The following is a 16,440-nucleotide window of genomic DNA, read 5'->3' as shown; positions in this document are numbered from 1 at the left end:
CTAAGGCATGGACTTTCCTCCCGACGACTCATCCCCCGCCCGCTCCAGCCCGTCCGCTGGATTCGACATCTCAGCGCCACGCGTTTGACCAGGCCACTGCGCTTCGGCGAGCGTTGCCCACAATGGTTTTCCGCTCTGCACCTCAACTGGAGTCACAGTGATGTCCAATCCAAAGCAAGCCCTCGCCGCCGTGGCGGCCCTCTGCGCCGTGCTCGGCAGCGCCACCGCCGTCGCCGCCGACCAGCCCGTCGCTGAGCTCGCCGCGCTCAAAGGGACGGTTCTCGTGGAGCAGGGTGACGGGTATGTCGCCGTGGATGCGGGCACGCCGCTGCATGCCTCCGCCCGGCTGTTCGTGCTGGAAGAGAGCCAGGCCACCCTCACCTTTGCCGACGGCTGCCGGGAGGAAATCCAGGGCCCCAGCCTGCGGACCCTGATGGCCGATGACACCTGCCGGACACCCGCCGCCACGGATCTGGAGACGGCGGCGGCCGACGCCGCAGCAAGCCCCGATGCGATGCTGCTGACGCGGGCGGCGACCGCCCAGGGTGTCGATCAGGCCGGCCTCATCGGCCTCGGCGTCGCGGCCGCGGCGGGCTTCACCTGGGCCGCCACGAATGATGACGCCGACCGCAGTCCGCGCCCCATCAGCCCGCAGTAACGTGCTTGGGGTACTGGCCGGGCGCGGGTGAAGCGCCTGACGCCGGAGCCCATGCCGCCGCAACCGCCGTGCCCCGCTGGAGCGTCGCTCCCGCCGCGGCGGCTGCGGCCCTGATTTTGCTGCTGCGCAGCGCGGTCCTCAACCCCGGCCTGCTTGCTTAACAGGCTCTTCCCCCTCCAGCTTTTCCTCAGGCTCACGGCCCCCGCCGCTGCGTCAGATCGCTCACCCCGCCAGCGCTTCTTCCCGGCCTGCCAGCGCGGCGCCATGGCGTACGGCCACCAGCTCTGCGGCAATGGACACGGCGATTTCCGCCGGGCGCCGGCCCCCCAGGGGCAGGCCCACCGGGCCGCGCAGCCGCAGCGCCTGGGCAGGCGTCACGCCAAGGTCCTCGAGCCGCTGTCGGCGTGCCGCCTGGGTACGCTGCGAGCCCAGGGCGCCCACGTAGAAGGCCTCGCCGCCCAGGGCTTCCATCAGTGCCATCTCATCGAGCTTCGGGTCGTGGGTCAGGGTGACCACGGCGCTGCGGGGATCGTCTGCGAGATCGCGCACGCAGTCATCCGGCATGCGGGGGTCGAGCTCCGCGCCCAGGCCCGCCAGCTCCGCCAGCCGCTCCCGACGCGGGTCGCAGACGATGACCCGGTACCCCAGCGCCCGCGCCATGGGCACGAGATGGCGGGTGATGTGCACGGCGCCGATGACGACCAGCCGCAGACAGGGCCCGAAGGTGCGCTCCGCCGTGCTGCCGTCGAAGTGGAAGATGGCATCGTCAGCGCCCGTCGACGCGGCAAGGTGCAGGCTGGCCTCGCCCGTGGTAAGACAGAGCCGGCGGCGCAGGCTGGCGCGGGCGATGACCCGCTCCTCCAGCAGCCGCCACGGGGCCGGGTCCTCGATGCGCTCCACCAGCAGATCGAGCCGGCCGCCGCAGGGGATGCCGAAGCGCAGCGCCTCGTCGCTGTCCACGCCATAGCTGATGAGCCGCGGCAGGGGCGCGGCGTCGAATTCGCCGTCCCGGACCCGCCGCAGCAGGTCCGCCTCCACGCAGCCGCCGGACACCGAGCCGGTCTCGCGGCCGTCCGCGTCCAGCAGCAGCAGCGAGCCCGGCGGACGCGGCGAGGCGCCCCAGGTGGCGGCGACGGTGAAGAGCCACCCCGGGCGCTCGCCGAGCGCGACGATGGCCGCGAGCAGCCGCTCGTCGTCGCTCACGGGCTCCGCCGCGGTCTGTGGGAGCGGGTGCGAGGAAGGGTCGGTCACGATCGATCTGCCTGCGGCGCGGGCCGCTGCGGCGGCGCCGCTTCGAGGCGGATGGGCAGGCTGCGCACCGGTGTGCCGGTGGCGGCGAGCACGGCGTTGCAGACGGCGGGTGCGATGGGCGGCAGGCCCGGCTCGCCGACGCCGCCCGGCGCCGCGTTGGACGGCAGGATGTGCACACTGATCTCCGGCATGTCGCTCATGCGCAGCAGCGGAAAGTCGTCGAAGTTGCCCTGCTGCACGCGCCCCTGGGACACGGTGATGGCGCTCTTCAGCGTGGCCGTGAGCCCGAAGGCGATGCAGCTCTCCATCTGGGCGATGACGATGTCCGGGTTGACGACAAGCCCGCAGTCGACGGCACAGACCACGCGGTGCACACGCACCTGGCCGGCACTGACGGAGACCTCCGCCACCTGCGCCACATAGCTGCCGTAGGACGCGGCCACGGCGATGCCGCGGTGGCGCCCGGCGCCGCTCGGGGTGTCCCAGCCGGCGCGCTCGGCGGCGAGGTTCAGCACGCCCAGGTGGCGCGGTGCGTCGGCGAGGAGGCCGCGGCGCAGGGCGAGCGGGTCCTGACCGCCGGCGGCGGCGAGCTCGTCGAGGAAACACTCCGTGACCCAGGTGTTCTGGGAGCTGCCGACGGCGCGCCAGAAGCCCACCGGCACCGGTGTGTGCTCAAGGCTGCAGGCGAGCGCAATGTTCGCAATGCTGTAGGGCAGATTCACGGCGCCTTCCACGGCGGTGCGGTCAATGCCGTCGGCGACGGCCGCCGGGCGCACCCGTGCAAGGATGGACGGGCAGACGATGTGATGCTTCCACAGCACCGGCATGCCGTCCAGGTCCAATCCGCCGCGCAGCCGGTGCAGCCCCGCCGGGCGGTAGAAGTCGTGGCGGATGTCGTCCTCGCGGGTCCAGATCACCTGTACCGGCCGGCCGAGCGCCTTGGACAGGCTCACGGCATCGCGCACGAAGTCCTGCTCGCCGCGGCGCCCGAAGCCGCCGCCGAGGAAGGTGGTGTGCACGCGCACCTGCTGCGCCGAAAGACCGGTGATGGCCATGGCCGTGTGCTGACAACGGCTCTGCGCCTGGGTGGGCACATAGATGTCGCAGCCGTCGGCGCGCACATCCGCGGTGCAGTTCATGGGCTCCATGCAGGCGTGGGCCTGGAAGGGCACCTCGTAGACGGCCTCCAGGGTGCGGGCGGCTGCGGACCAGGCGGCGTCCGGGTCGCCCTCGCGGCGCACGCTCACACCGCTGTCGGCGAAGCGGCGCTCGAATTGCGCCCGAATGCCGGCGCTGGAGGTCTCGGCATGCGGGCCCAGGTCCCATTGCACCCGCAGCGCGCGGCGCCCGGCGAGCGCGGCATGGGTATCCGCCGCCACCACGGCGACGCCGGCGGCCACCGCCAGCACCCGCTTGACGCCTGGTATGGCTTCGGCAGCTGCGGCATCGAAGGACTGGACCTTGCCGCCCGGCACCGGACAGCGCTCGATGCTCGCCACCACCATGTCGGTCAGGCGCACATCGATGCCGAAGCGCGCGCGGCCGGTGACCTTGTCCGGGGCGTCCAGGCGCGGTGCCGGCGTGCCGATGAGGGTCCAGGCTTCCGGCGCCTTCAGGGACACGCTGACCGGCGGCGGCATCCGGGCCGCGGCGCCTGCGAGCTCGCCGTAGCCGAGGCGGCGGTCGCCGCCGGGATGGATGACCTCGCCGCGGTGGACGCTGCAGGCGTCGGCCTCGACCCCCCAGCGCGCGGCGGCGGCCTGCACCAGCAGCCGGCGCGTGAGGGCGCCCGCCGCGCGCAGCTTGGTCCAGGCGTCGCGCACCGAGGTGCTGCCGCCGGTGGCCTGGCGACCCAGCAGACGGTTGGCGTACGCCGGCGCCACCGGCGCGAAGCGCACCCTGATCTGGTCCAGCCCCAGGTCCAGCTCCTCGGCGAGCAGCATGGGCAGGGCCGTCATCACCCCCTGGCCCATCTCGGAGCGGGCGACGATGAAGGCGATGTCGCCGTCCGGCTCGATGCGGATCCAGGCGTTGGGTGCGAAGGGCGTCTTGTGTCCGGGCCGCGGCCCGGCGCCGGGGGTGGCCTCTGCGCGGGTCTCCAGGGGCAGGTGCAGGCCCAGCAGCAGGCCGCCGCCGGCGGCGGTCCCGAGCAGGAATGCGCGCCGGTCGAGCCGCAGCCGCCGCGCCACCTCAGGTCGCCTCCAGCGTCGGGCTGGCGGCCCGGTGAATGGCGCGCCGCACGCGGTTGTAGGTGCCGCAGCGGCAGAGCACCCGATCCATTGCGGCGGTAATCTGTGCATCGGTCGGGCGTGGATGCCGCGCGAGCAGCGCCGCCGCGGCCATGATCTGACCGGGTTGGCAGTAGCCGCACTGCGGCACCTGCTCGCTGATCCAGGCGCTGCGCAGGGCGAGCGCGATATCGTCGTTCAGCCCCTCGATGGTGGTGACGGACTTGCCTGCGGCGGCGCTCAGCGATGTCATACAGGCGTTCACCGGGTCGCCGTCCAGGTGCACGATGCAGGCACCGCAGCTGCCGATGCCGCAGCCGAATTTGGTCCCGGTGAGCCCCAGGCGATCCCGCAGTGCCCACAGCAGCGGCGTATCGCCGGGCAGGTCCAGCTCCCGGCGCGCTTGGTTCACGGTGAGGTCGATCATGCTGTCTCCGCGGTTGGCTGCCGCTGCGGGCTCCGCCGGGGTCTGCTGCCGTGCCGCCGCAACGGCGCAGGTCGCCGGCGCGCGCGCCGGCGGGGCGGGCATCGGCGTGGCGCGTGTAAGGCCGGCTCCGGCCGGCGCCCGGAACCGGGAGCATTGCAGATATCCCGTGGGCAGAAAAGTGACCGGCCGCAGCAGAATGCCGGCGGACGGTCACAGGCTGCGTCGGCGTGCCCGCGCAGCAGGCCGGCCCGGCCCGCAGCATGGCTGCGCCAGCCCAATACGCCCGGCGGAGTGTGCCCCGAGCATGGTTGGCGGAATCCGCTTGCAGGTCAGCCGCGGGAGGGCGCAGGATCGGAGCCGGGACCGGTCGCGCGGTCAGCTGCCGCCGCTCCCGGGGCGACGCCGAAGCAGCGGCGCTGCCCTAATGATTGCACTGCTCCAGCTTCTCCCTTGCCCCCGGAAGGACCGAGATGAGAAAGGTCGAGATCAGCACCACCGGGGCGAGTACGATCAGCACCAGCGCCAGGAACAGCACAATGGGCTGCAGCGGTCCCACCGCCGGCACCACATGCGCGGCGGCGAGGAACAGCAGCACGGCGGCGGCGAAGAACAGGGCGGAGATGACGACGCCCTCGCGCATGGTCTTGCAGCCGAGAATCAACAGACGATGGGTCATGGCAGGTCCTCCGCTCCGGGGCACCTCGGGGAACGCGCTTTGGTGGTTTTCTTGGTCCGATGTTAGGCCAGATCTTAGTCTGGGTGGGTATTATCCGCCAATCCCGCGGGCGCCGGCATTGGTGCAGCTTAGGGTCTGCGCCCGCGGCGGCGCCGTCGCCTGGGTCCGGCTCGGCGTCTGCTGAGCGGGCGGTCGCAGCCCCGTGCCCGACGCCGGCCTGATCCCGGTGGCTCTGGTGCTGCTCGCGTCGGCCTTCGTGCACGGCGTGTTCGGCTTCGGGTTCCCGATGCTCGCGACACCGCTGCTCGCGCTCGGCATGGACCTGCGTGCCGCGGTGCAGCTGACCCTGCTGCCCACCATCGCCACCAACCTCGGCAGCATCGCCGGCGAGCGCGGCCGCGGCGAGGCGCTGCGGCGCTTCTGGCCGATTCCCGTCTTCACCGCCGTCGGCAGCTTCGCCGGCACCCAGGTGCTGCTCGCGGTGGACCCGGAGCCCTTTCGCCTGCTGTTGGGGCTGGTGCTGGTGGCCTACCTGCTGACCGAGCGTCTGCACGGCGGCAGCCGGGAGCGGCGGGTGCCGGGCTGGGGGCTCGCGCTGCTCGGGCTCGGCATGGGGCTCATGGCCGGCGTCGTGAACATCTTCGCGCCCATCGTCATCGTCTTCGCGCTCTACACACGGATGCCGGCACAGCTGATGGTGGCGGCCTTCAACCTGAGCTTCGTCACCAGCAAGAGCGGGCAGCTGCTGGGCTTTGCCTGGCGCGATGCCCTGGACCCGGGGCTGATGCTCCAGAGCCTCTGGGCGCTGCCGGGGGTGCTGCTGGCGCTGTGGCTCGGCATTCGGCTGCGCCGGCGCATCCGCCCCGAGCACTATCGCCGCCTGCTGCGGCTCGGTCTCTGGGGGCTCGCGGCGGCGCTGGTGCTGGACGTGCTGCTGCCCGATCTGCTCACGCGCGCCTGATCGGGGCCGGCGTCGGCCGCCGGGCGTGCCGGCTGCAAGCCGGCGGCCCCAGTGCGGGCCGGCCCGCCGTGCAGGCGGCCTGTCTGGAGATCCCTCTCGGCGTCAGCCCCCGTCGCGGGTCATCTGCTCCAGCCGGCCCTGCGCGAGGCGGCCTTCGGTGGTGTCCGGGAAGCGCTCCACCACCGCCTCCAGCATGCTGCGCGCCTGCGTCAGCTCCTGCTGGTCGTGGTAGATATAGCCGAGCTTGAGCATGGCGCTCGGCAGCTTTGGGCTGCCGGTGTAGTCGCTGACGAGGCGGTTGAAGTGGGTCAGGGCCGCGGGATAGTCCTTGGTGACATAGCCGATCTCGCCGAGCCAGTAGACGCCGTTGTCCGCAAACTGCCCGTCCGGATAGCGCACCAGCATGGCGGCGAATTCCTGCTGGGCGGCGTCGTAGTCGCGCTCCTTCAGCAGCTCGAAGGCGCGCCGGTAGGCGTCGCGCTCGCCGCCCTCCAGGGTCTCCGGGGAGGGCAGCGCCAGGGTACCGCCGGCATCGCCGCCACCACCGAGGGCGCCGACGCCGGTCTTGGGCGGCGGGGCCACGGGTACGCCGGCATCCGCGTCGGTGCCCTCCGCGGCCTGCTCCCCGGCCGGATCGGTCGTCTGATCTGCAACCTGTCCCGCCTCCGGCGCCGCCTCACCGGTTCCGGCGTCCGTGCCCCCTGCCGCTGTGTCTTCGGCTGCGGCGGCGCCGTCCGCGCCCGCCTGCTCCGCGCGCATGCGCTCGGCGTAGGAGTCGCCGAGCTGCGGCAGCCCCGGGCGCACCTGACGCAGGTGGTATTGGTGCAGCTCCACCTGGCCGCGCAGCTCCTGCACCTCCTGCTGGAGCTGCTGGAGCTGGAGCACGAAGTCCGACAGGCTCTTGTCGTTCAGCATGCGCTCCAGGCGCTCCAGGCGTTGGGCCAGCTCGGCATTGGAGAGGGCCTCGGTGCCGGTGCCGGCGGCGGCCGCGGGCGCCAGCAGCTGGTCCCGGCGCACCTGCGCGGTGGCGCTGAGGGTGGTGCCCGCGAGTACGGCGGCCAGCAGCAGCACAGAGAGCGCCCGGGGCGTACCGGGCGCGGTGGAGCGGGGGCGGCAGCAGGTCATGTCAGTACACCAATTCCACGCGGCGGTTCAGGGACCAGGCGCGCTCGGAGCTGCCGGGCTCCGCGGGGCGCTCCTCGCCGTAGCTCAGGCGTGCGAGCCGGTCCGCCGGGACCCCCTCGGCGACGAGAAAGCGCTGTACGGCGTCCGCGCGACGGTCGCCCAGGGCCAGGTTGTAGCCGCGGGTGCCGCGCTCGTCCGTGTGGCCCTCCAGGGTCACCCGCACACCTGGGGTGTTGTAGATGTAGCCCGCATGGGTGCGCAGCAGCGCCACGCCTTCCGGGCGGATCTCGGCGGTGTCGTAGTCGAAGTAGACGACCTTGTTGTATAGGGGGCTGTTCGGGTCATCCAGCGGGGATACGGGCGCCACCGGCTCCGGTGGTGCCGGCGGGACTTCAGCGACGACCTCAGGCTGCTGCGTCATCGCATCCAGCTCTGCGGCGCTCGGCGGCGTCGGCTGCGGCGGTGGCGGCTGTGTGGCACAGCCCGTGAGAGCGGCCGCTGCGAGCACGAGCGCGGCGACGGTGCGAGGACACGGGTACACGGTGGTCTCCTGCTGAAGGGGGCGGGCCGGGTCAGGACGGCTCGGCCGGCGGCGGCCGAGGGGGCCGCATGAAGTCCGCGTGCCCGGGTGCGGCCGACTGAGCTCTGCATACCCGGGGAGGGCCGGCTGCGGCTGTTGCGGGACGGGGTGCACGGGAGCGCGGGTGCGGCGCTGCGGCCCGATCATGTCGGGCTGCGCTAGCGGGCCAACGGTGACCAGGCGGGCTCGCGGACCTCGCCCGCATCCCGCGAGAGCCTGTGGCTCGCGCCCGAGGACAGCGGTGTTGCCGCCAGCACGCCGCGGCCGTTGTTCTGGGTGGCGTAAATTATCATGTTGCCGTTGGGGGCGAAACTCGGGGATTCGTCCAGGCTGCCGTTGCTGACCCAGCGCCGGGCGCCGCCCTGGGCATCTGTCATCACCACCCGGAAGCGCCCGCCCTCGCGCGTCACCATCACCAGCCACCTGCCGTCCGGCGAGTAGGACGCCGCGGCGTTGTAGTCGCCCTGGAAGGTCACCCGCTGCGCCGGCCCGCCGGTGGCCGCCACCCGGTAGATCTGCGGCTTGCCGCCGCGGTCCGATGTGAAGACCAGGTGGTCGCCCGCCGGCGACCAGGCAGGCTCGGTGTCGATGGCGTAGTGGTCCGTGAGCCGGGTGAGCTGACGGGTGCTCAAATCCAGCACATAGACGTCCGGGTTGCCGTCCTTGGACAGGCTCATGGCGAGCCGCCGCCCGTCCGGCGAGAAGGCCGGGGAGCCGTTGATGCCCTGGTAGCTGGCCACGCGCTCGCGCCGGCCGCTGGCGAGGTCCTGCACATAAATGGCCGACTGCCGCCCTTCGAAGGAGACATAGGCCAGCCGCCGCCCGTCCGGCGACCAGGCCGGCGCCAGGATGGGCTCCGCCGAGTCGACGATGGTCTGTGCGTTGAAGCCGTCGGCGTCCGCCACGCGCAGGGCCACCCGGCCGCGGTGCCCGCGGGAGGTGACATAGGCGATGCGCGTGGCGAAGATGCCGGGCTCGCCGGTGAGGTCCTCGTAGATGGCATCGGCAATGCGATGCGCCGCATTGCGCAGGCCCTTGGTGGTGGAGGTCACGGTGTCCGCGAGCAGGGTCTTGCCGCTGAAGACGTCCATCAGCGCGTAGCGGATGTCGTAGCCGCCGGTGGCCCGGGGCGTGACCTCGCCCACCACCAGACTGTTCATGGCGAGCAGCTGCCACTCGCGCATGTCCACGTCCTGCTCGCGGTGCGGGGTCATCAGCATTTCGCGGCGCGGCATGGGCTTGAACTTGCCGCTGCGCGCGAGGTCTGCGGCGACCACCGCGGCGATGTCCACGTCGGGCTTGGCGCCGTCGACGTTGCCGAAGGGCACGACGGCGATGGGCTGCGCGCCCTCGACGCCGCCGGTGATCTCGATGGTGAGCTTGGCCTGGGCTTCGGCCGCGAGCAGTGCCGCGGCGAGCAGGACCGACATGAGCAGGGCTTTCACTGGCATGGCTGGGTGGTCACGGAACGAATCGGAAATTGAAGTCCTGGAACAGGTCCTCGAACTCCGCGCCGTCGGGCACCGGCAGCGGTGAGGCCTTGTACACCGCGGAGATCACGGACTGATCGAAGGCGCCGTGGCCGCTGCTGCGCACCACCTTGACGCTGCCCGGGATCACCTGCCCGCCCGGCTCCAGGCGCAGGTTGACCACGGTCTCGATGCCGCGGGGGCTGCCCGCGGGCCGCACCCAGAAGCTCTTGATGCGGCTTTGGATGGCCGGCACCCAGCGGTTTGCGATCTGCTTGCGGGCGGCGGCGGCCTGCGCCGCCGCCAGCGCGTCCCCGCTGCGGCGCTGCCCGGCCTGTTGTGCGGCTTCCCGCTCGGCCGGGGGTGCGCTGGCCCGTTCGGTGCGCGCGGCGCCGCCCAGCTCCGCTTCCATTTCGGCTGCCAGCGCTGCCTGCAGCTCGCGCTCGCGGCGGGCGATCTCCTGTGCCTCGCGTCTGGCCTGCTCCTCGGCCCGACGCCGGGCCTCGCGCTCCGCCTGTAGGGCGGCCTCGGCCTCGCGGCGGGCGCGTGCTTCCGCCTCCCGCCGGGCGCGCTCCTCCGCCTCGCGCTGGGCCGCCAGCTCCGCGGCGCGGCGCTCGGCCTCCTGGCGCTCGCGCTCGGCGCGGGCGGCGGCCTCGGCCTCGGCGGCCTGACGCCGGGCCTCCTGCTCGGCGCGGCGGCGCGCCTCCTCTTCGGCGCGGCGGGCGGCCTCCGCGGCGACCTTGCGGCGGATCTCTTCCTCGGCCTGCCGGCGGGCCTCGGCTTCGGCCTGGCGTTGGCGCTCGCGCTCAAGCTCAGCCTGGCGCTCGCGCTCAAGCTCGGCCTGGCGTGCGCGCTCAAGCTCGGCCTGGCGTGCGCGCTCAAGCTCGGCCTGACGCTCCCGCTCCCGCTCAAGTTGGCGCGCCTGCTCTGCCGCCCGCGCCATGGCGGCCTGCCGCTCGGCCTCCGCCGCCGCCTCGGTATCCGGCGGCTCAGGTGCCGGTGTCGGCGTCGGTGGGGGCTCCTCTGTCGGCACCGTGGGCGGCTGGGGCGCCGGCGCCTGGGCGGCCGCGGCGCGCAGGGCGTCCATGCGCTGCTCGATGTCCGGTGTCAGGCGCATCTGCGCCTGCACCATGTTGTCGAAGCCGCCCACCTCCTGGTTGCGCACCAGCCAGTCGATGCCGAAGAGCATGATCGCGATCAGGCTCAGGTGCAGCAGGATCGACCACAGGAAGGCCTTCGGATACTGGGTCCAGATCTGCCACATGGCGCCGGGTCAGCCCGGGCCGGCGGACGCGCCCGCACCCGGCGGCGGCTGGGTCACCAGCCCGACGCTCGGGGCGCCCGCCGCCTGTGCCGCCACCATGGCGTCCACCACCAGGCCGTAGTCGATGGACTGGTCCGCGCGCACCATGATGGGCGTCGTCGGTGCCGCGTCCAGCACGTCCACCAGGCGCTCGAACAGCAGCTGCTGGTCCACGGGCAGCAGCTCGTTGTCGCCCAGGTCCAGATAGGTGTCGCCGAACTGGTCGATGTGGATCACCACCGGCAGTGCGCCCTCGCCCAGCTGCGGCTCCGCGGCCGCCTGCGGCAGGTCCACCTTGACCCCCTGCGTGATGAGCGGGGCCGTAACCATGAAGATCACCAGCAGCACCAGCATCACGTCGATGTAGGGGACGACGTTGATCTCTGCCATGGGCTTGCGGCGCTCGCGGCGCTCTTTGCGCTTCATGCCGCCTGCCCCGCGGCGCCCGTGGCGGTGGTGCCGCGGCCCTGGCGCTGAAGCAGCGTGGAGAACTCCTCCATGAACTCTTCGTAGCGGTTGTTGAGCCGCTCCACCTGGTTGGAATAGCGGTTGTAGGCCACCACGGCGGGAATGGCCGCGAACAGGCCGATGGCCGTAGCCACCAGCGCCTCTGAGATGCCGGGGGCCACCAGGGCGAGGGTCGCCTGCTGGACGTTACCCAGGGCGTGGAAGGCGTGCATGATGCCCCAGACGGTGCCGAACAGCCCGATGTAGGGGCTGACGGAGCCGACGGTGGCGAGGAAGGGCAGGTTGTTCTCCAGCCGGTCCATCTCCCGGCTCAGGGCCACGCGCATGGAGCGCTCGGCGCCCATGATGACGGCCATGGTGTCGTCCGGGTCGTTCTTGCGCAGGCGGGCGTACTCGCGGAAGCCGTTGCGGAAGATGGCGGCGAGGCCGGTGAGCCCCCGCTGCTCCTCCTGGCCCAGCTCCCGGTACAGGGCGCTCAGGTCGCCGCCGGACCAGAAGCGGCCTTCGAAGTCGTCGGCGGCGTCCCGGGCGCGCTTCAGCACCCGCGAGCGATCAAAAATGGCCGCCCAGGACAGCACGGAGGCGAGCACCAGCACCAGCAGCACGAGCTGCACCATCAGGCTCGCCTGAAGCACCAGATCCAGCAGTGACAGCTCAGCGCCCATGGGCGGCGTTCTCCGACAGAATAGCGGTCATGATGTCCTCGGGGATGCGGGCCGGGCGCAGGCGCTCGGCGTCCACGCAGGCAATGTTCACGGCGGCCCGGCAGCAGGGCTGTCCGTCGTCCGCGCGCAGCACCTGCTGCGCGAAGTCCAGGCTGGCGCGGCCATGCCCGGTGACTGCGCTTTCCACCCGCAGCAGGTCATCGAACCGCGCCGGGTGCAGAAAGGCGATGTCCATGCGCCGCACGGCGAAGAGTACGCCGTGCTCGGCGCGCACGCGGTGCTGCTCGAAGCCCAGCGCGCGCAGCCACTCGGTGCGCGCGCGCTCCATGAAATGCAGATAGCGGGCGTGATACACAACGCCGCCGGCGTCGGTGTCCTCGAAGTACACCCGCACCTCGAGCCGGGCATGGTGCAGCTGGCCTGGGTCCGTTGCCATGTGCTGGAAATCACTTCAGATAAACGCCGGCATGATAGCGCAACCCCGTTGGGTGGGCAGCGCCCGCCGCGCCGCCCCAGCAGGTGCCGCCGCGGATCATCGGCGCTTTTCGGACAATGCATCCAACGTCGGTCGGGTCAGCCCGCAAGGCGTAACCCGACAGCAAGATGCAGGGATCGACGTAGGTCGGGTCAGCCCGCCAGGGCGTAACCCGACAACAAGGTGGTGGGACCAACGTAGTCGGCTCAGCCCACTGGCGCGTAACCCGACACCCCGACAACACCGGTTATCAGAGACGCGAACAACATCGGCTCAGGCGGTCCCTCACCCCACCAACCCTGACCGCCCAAGGTGGCCGCTTCGCGCAAGGACCCGGAGACGCGCTCCGTCTCGCTTGCACTACAGCGCCCGCGGTGCTGAGATTCGCGCCCTGTCCATGCCCCATGTGGCCAGCCGTCGTTTCACCCATCTGCCCGTTGCCCGCAACTCGTGACTCAGCGCCGCACGCCGATGCACCTGTCGAGCCGCTCCGCCCGCAGCCGCTGCTCCGTCCCCCGGCTGCCCTGTCTGCTGGCGGCACTGCTGGGGCTCGCGGCCGGCGCCGCCGTCGCGGCGCCGCCGCCGGACCCGCTCAGGCTCGCAGACGCCCTCGGCTTCGCCGACGACCACCCGCGGGTGCAGCTCGGCGCCGATGCGGTGCTGCCGCCCCGGTCGCAACCGCTGTTCCTAGGTTGCCACACCCTGGCCTTCGACAACGCCCGACCCGGGGATGCGGCCCGCGATGTCGCCTGGAGCCCGCTGCTGCCGGCGGTGGACGCACAACGGCTCGCCATCATGCAGCGCTTCTTCGACGTGCTGCTCGCGGACCTGAGCTATATGCGCGACAACGAGGCCATGGCGGTGGCCTATATCCAGTTCGACCGGGCGGAGAACCGGCGCGAGCTGGGGCAGACCTCGGCGCTTACGGTGGCGGAGCTGGAGGCGGCCTACCAGCTGATCCGCCGCCGCCGCGCCGCGAGCGACGCCGCCCGGCGGGTGACGCGCTCCCTGCTGGCGCAGGCGCTGGGCACGCCCGAGGACCTGCCGAAGAACCTGGTGGACCCGCCCCCCGCCGCAGACCTGCCGCCGCAGGAGCTGGACGCCGTGGTGGCCGCCGCGCTCAGCGACAACCCGCGCGTGCAGGCGCTGCGCGATGGCACGGACCCTGCTCAAGACGCCCTGGTGGCCATGGCCGTCCGCCAGGAGGCGCTGGAGCTGCTGGAGCGCCAGGCGCTCCTCGACGTCGCCGCCGAGCAGACCCGGGTCGAGGCCGACTGGCGCGACCTCAAGCTGGACCAAAGCCGCACCATGTACGAGATGGAAGTGACCGCAGACCTCGGCTACTCCATGAGCCGACAGACCAAGGCCCGCCGCGACCGCATGGCCGTGGACCTGTGCCGCACCCTGACCCAGGCGCAGCTCGACGCCCTCCAGGGCAAGCCCGTCACGGCCCTTGGCCCGGGCGCTGACAGTGCCGGCACGGAGCAGGGCGGATGAGCGGGCGGCACCGGAACAGGCAGGCCACCCGCGCCGCGCTGGTGCTGCTCTTGTGTCTCGCCGCGTCGGGCGCGGCGGGGGCCGAGCTGAGCGGGCGGCTGGAGTGGGTGGACCGGGTGGAGATGCGCGCGGTGGCCAACGGCGTCGTCGACAAAGTCTTCGTCACCACCGGACAGCATGTGGAGGCCGACGAGCTGCTGCTGCGCATGGACCAGCGCGAGTCCAAAGCCAAGCTGCTGGAGGCCAAGGCCCGGCTCGCCCGCAGCGCGGTGGCCGTGGACGACGCCCAGCGCGAGCTCGACCGCGCGCAGGAGCTGTTCGACCGCGGCCTCATCGCCATGGAGGAGCTGAAGGACGCGGAGCTCGGCCACGCCGCCGCCCTCGCCGCGCAGGAATCGGAGCGCGCCGCCGTGGCCGCCGCTGAAGTCATGCTGGAGCGCACGGAGCTGCGGGCGCCCTTCGCCGGCATCGTCGTGGAGCGCAACGCCTACGACGGCGCCGTCATCTACACCAGTCTGCAGCAGGCCCCGCTGGTGGCCGTGGCACCCACCGACCGCATGCTCGCCCGCGCGCTGGTGACCTCCGAGGTGCTGCGCCGCTACCGCCCGGGGCAGTCCGCCGGCGTCATCGTCCGCGGCGAGCGCCGGGGGGCGGAGGTCTACAGCCTTGGTGTGGAGGCCGTGCGCATCGACCCCGGCGGCGCCGTCTACGAGCTGGATGTCATCTTCGACGCCCGTCCCGACGAGATCCTGCGGCCCTCCGAGCTCGTGCAGGTGGTGCTGCCCTGACGGCGAGCGGCCCGGCCCCGCGCCGGCCGTCAGGGTGGTGAGCCGTCCCCCGTAGGCCGGGTCAGCGAAGCGCGACCCGACAGCATGCAGGCGTACCCCATCGACCGTCGAATTACGCTGGCGCCAACCCGACCGACCCAGCCAACCGCCCGGCTCGCAACGCAGTGTCGGCGTGCGCCTTAGGACAGACCTTGATCAGAAGTTGGGCGCAGCGCATCCGCCATCCGAGCCCGCAAACCATGACAAGCGGACGATAAAGACAGACGAGCGGCCAAAAATTTCAAGCGAACGTTTGAATTTCGCGGAACAAATCCCCGGCACCGCAGTCTGATAAGTCAGGCGCTGATCGGCGCGGGTCCGTCGGGCTTTCCCCCTCCCGGCGGATCATTTCCCGAGTCAACGGGAAACGTTACCCCGGTGGCTTCCCCCGAGCACCGGGGTTTCTTTTGCCCGCTCCCTGCGATGCCGAATTCCCATACACTGCGTGCCATCGCCCGCAGTCATCGGAGCCTCCGGCATGCAGCGCCCGCCCGATTCCCAGCTCATGAGCCTGCCCCACCCGGTGCGGGTGGACGCCGCCGTCGGCCGCCCCATGGAGGACGTGGTGCTCCACAACGACGACCTGCGCGAGCGGCTCGGCCCGCACCTGGCCTCGGACGAGGTCTCCACCGAGTGGATCATCAACAACGTCCCCGGCATGCTGGAGCTCACCATGGCCAGCGTCGGCACCCCGGCCGGCCTCAACGCGGGCCTGGTGATGCTGATGCTCGCCCGCGGGCGCCTGCGCGCCCAGGGCGATCCCATGCTCCAGGTGGCCGAGTCCCTGCATGCCCAGCTCGCGGCGACGGACCTCGGCAGCGGCCTGCCGGCGGGCTTCTTCCGCTCGCCCTATCCCATGGTCTACATCGAGCTGGCGCGCCCGTCCGGCCTGCAGATCTTCAACCGCGCCTCCGGCCTGCACGAGGTGGAGGGCGCCTACATCGGCAGCTACCGCATCCCGCCGCACAGCGAGCAGCACAAGGGCGCCGGCCGCGTCGAGCACCTGGGGCTCGACATCGCCCGCGAGACGCGCGTCATGGAGCTCACCATCACCGGCTCACCGGTGGGCAAGGACAACCCGCTCGACGACGCCTCCGTGGACATCTCGCTCTTCATCCAGGACGACGACGCCTGCCTGGAGACCCTGCTGGAGCGCCACATCGCCTACTACCGCTCCAGCGCTGTCAACGCCCAGCCCGGCTTCCAGATCCCGGAGCAGACGGAAACGGACCTGGCTGCCGCCGTGATTCGCCAGCTCGCCAAGGTGCTGCTGTACCTGAACCTGCCCGATGTCGAGCAGGCCCCGCTGCCGGAGCGCAGCAGGCTGGAGCAGCGCCTGCGCGGCCTCGGCCCCAAGAAGGCCGCCCGCATCAAGCGCCGCATGGCCACCGCCTACGACCGCATCGTCATCGGCCCCAGCCTGCGCACCAACCTCGACGCCGACCCCGCGCAGGAGCCGCCCCAGGACCCAACCCAGAACGGCACCGCCCGCAGCGTCCGCCCCCACTGGCGCCGCGGCCACTTCCGCCGCATCCGCTACGGCGAGCAGCTGAGCGAAAGCCGCCTCGGCTGGATCAGACCCGTGCTGGTGAACCGCGAAGACGCCTTCGGAACCGTCAAGGCCAAGCCCTACCTGATGCGCTGAGCCGATCAGCGCAGACCGGCCGCACCAACCCCGTGCCGCCGAAGCCCCGACTTCCAGTCCGCCACCCGGGGCCGCCGAGCTCCACTCGGCCACCTGGGAGCGCCGAGTTCCACTCGGCCACCTGGGAGCGCCGAGTTCCACTCGGCCACCTGGGAGCGCCGAGTTCCACTCGGCCACCTGGGAGC

At 72.0% G+C, this 16,440-nt stretch carries 16 protein-coding genes; 5 read left to right on the top strand and 11 right to left on the bottom strand.

The genetic code is table 11. The features are described 5' to 3' along the window. The first annotated feature begins 160 nt into the window (after positions 1-160). The gene (locus tag QZ607_RS11665) at positions 161-658 is read left to right on the top strand and encodes a hypothetical protein (RefSeq protein WP_295882808.1); all 498 of its coding nucleotides are present in this window, start codon (positions 161-163) and stop codon (positions 656-658) included. A 222-nt stretch (positions 659-880) separates the two neighbouring features. Here QZ607_RS11665 and QZ607_RS11660 read toward each other — a convergent pair whose 3' ends face one another. The 4 genes from QZ607_RS11660 to QZ607_RS11645 form a co-directional block, all read right to left on the bottom strand. Continuing rightward, positions 881-1,909, bottom strand: coding sequence for an XdhC family protein (locus QZ607_RS11660; protein WP_295882807.1), 1,029 nt, complete (start codon positions 1,907-1,909; stop codon positions 881-883). Continuing rightward, positions 1,906-4,098 (bottom strand): xanthine dehydrogenase family protein molybdopterin-binding subunit, encoded by a 2,193-nt coding sequence (locus tag QZ607_RS11655; protein WP_295882806.1) that lies wholly within the window; start codon positions 4,096-4,098, stop codon positions 1,906-1,908. Before QZ607_RS11655 ends, QZ607_RS11660 begins: the two co-directional genes overlap by 4 nt. Before the next feature lies 1 nt (position 4,099). Then, positions 4,100-4,564 carry a (2Fe-2S)-binding protein gene (locus QZ607_RS11650; RefSeq protein ID WP_295882804.1) on the bottom strand — a complete coding sequence of 155 codons (465 nt, stop codon included), beginning with the start codon at positions 4,562-4,564 and terminating at the stop codon, positions 4,100-4,102. A gap of 421 nt (positions 4,565-4,985) precedes the next feature. After that, positions 4,986-5,240: a hypothetical protein gene (locus QZ607_RS11645; protein WP_295882803.1), complete on the bottom strand. Its 255-nt coding sequence runs from the start codon at positions 5,238-5,240 to the stop codon at positions 4,986-4,988. A gap of 202 nt (positions 5,241-5,442) precedes the next feature. Here QZ607_RS11645 and QZ607_RS11640 point away from each other — a divergent pair, with 202 nt between their 5' ends. Further along, positions 5,443-6,201, top strand: a complete 759-nt coding sequence (locus QZ607_RS11640; RefSeq protein ID WP_295882801.1) for a sulfite exporter TauE/SafE family protein — start codon at positions 5,443-5,445, stop codon at positions 6,199-6,201. A 102-nt stretch (positions 6,202-6,303) separates the two neighbouring features. On the opposite strand, the gene ybgF is transcribed toward QZ607_RS11640, so the two are convergent. The 7 genes from ybgF to ybgC form a co-directional block, all read right to left on the bottom strand. Next, positions 6,304-7,326: a tol-pal system protein YbgF gene (gene ybgF / locus QZ607_RS11635; protein ID WP_295882799.1), complete on the bottom strand. Its 1,023-nt coding sequence runs from the start codon at positions 7,324-7,326 to the stop codon at positions 6,304-6,306. Between the two features lies 1 nt (position 7,327). Beyond that, a complete protein-coding gene (pal, locus tag QZ607_RS11630) occupies positions 7,328-7,867 on the bottom strand; it encodes a peptidoglycan-associated lipoprotein Pal (protein WP_295882798.1) in 540 nt (179 codons plus the stop codon). Between the two features lie 197 nt (positions 7,868-8,064). Beyond that, positions 8,065-9,357 (bottom strand): Tol-Pal system beta propeller repeat protein TolB, encoded by a 1,293-nt coding sequence (gene tolB, locus QZ607_RS11625; protein WP_295882797.1) that lies wholly within the window; start codon positions 9,355-9,357, stop codon positions 8,065-8,067. 10 nt (positions 9,358-9,367) lie between these two features. Beyond that, positions 9,368-10,639, bottom strand: a complete 1,272-nt coding sequence (tolA, locus tag QZ607_RS11620; protein ID WP_295882796.1) for a cell envelope integrity protein TolA — start codon at positions 10,637-10,639, stop codon at positions 9,368-9,370. Between the two features lie 9 nt (positions 10,640-10,648). Continuing rightward, positions 10,649-11,104: a protein TolR gene (gene tolR / locus QZ607_RS11615; protein ID WP_295882795.1), complete on the bottom strand. Its 456-nt coding sequence runs from the start codon at positions 11,102-11,104 to the stop codon at positions 10,649-10,651. After that, positions 11,101-11,811, bottom strand: coding sequence for a protein TolQ (gene tolQ / locus QZ607_RS11610; protein WP_295882794.1), 711 nt, complete (start codon positions 11,809-11,811; stop codon positions 11,101-11,103). The genes tolR and tolQ overlap by 4 nt, the downstream gene beginning before the upstream one ends. Next, positions 11,801-12,247, bottom strand: a complete 447-nt coding sequence (gene ybgC, locus QZ607_RS11605; protein ID WP_295882793.1) for a tol-pal system-associated acyl-CoA thioesterase — start codon at positions 12,245-12,247, stop codon at positions 11,801-11,803. Before ybgC ends, tolQ begins: the two co-directional genes overlap by 11 nt. A 510-nt stretch (positions 12,248-12,757) precedes the next feature. Between ybgC and QZ607_RS11600 the strand changes: the two genes are divergently transcribed. From QZ607_RS11600 to QZ607_RS11590, 3 genes are all read left to right on the top strand, one after another. Beyond that, positions 12,758-13,783 (top strand): TolC family protein, encoded by a 1,026-nt coding sequence (locus QZ607_RS11600; protein WP_295882792.1) that lies wholly within the window; start codon positions 12,758-12,760, stop codon positions 13,781-13,783. Beyond that, positions 13,780-14,571, top strand: coding sequence for an efflux RND transporter periplasmic adaptor subunit (locus QZ607_RS11595; protein WP_295882791.1), 792 nt, complete (start codon positions 13,780-13,782; stop codon positions 14,569-14,571). The genes QZ607_RS11600 and QZ607_RS11595 overlap by 4 nt, the downstream gene beginning before the upstream one ends. Before the next feature lie 517 nt (positions 14,572-15,088). After that, positions 15,089-16,255 (top strand): hypothetical protein, encoded by a 1,167-nt coding sequence (locus tag QZ607_RS11590; protein WP_295882789.1) that lies wholly within the window; start codon positions 15,089-15,091, stop codon positions 16,253-16,255. Positions 16,256-16,440: the final 185 nt, after the last annotated feature.

The sequence above is a fragment of the uncultured Thiohalocapsa sp. genome (genome assembly GCF_913063425.1).
Classification (GTDB): domain Bacteria; phylum Pseudomonadota; class Gammaproteobacteria; order Chromatiales; family Chromatiaceae; genus Thiohalocapsa.
Note: the sequence above shows the minus strand (reverse complement) of the source record. Positions and strands in the feature narration are given on the sequence as shown.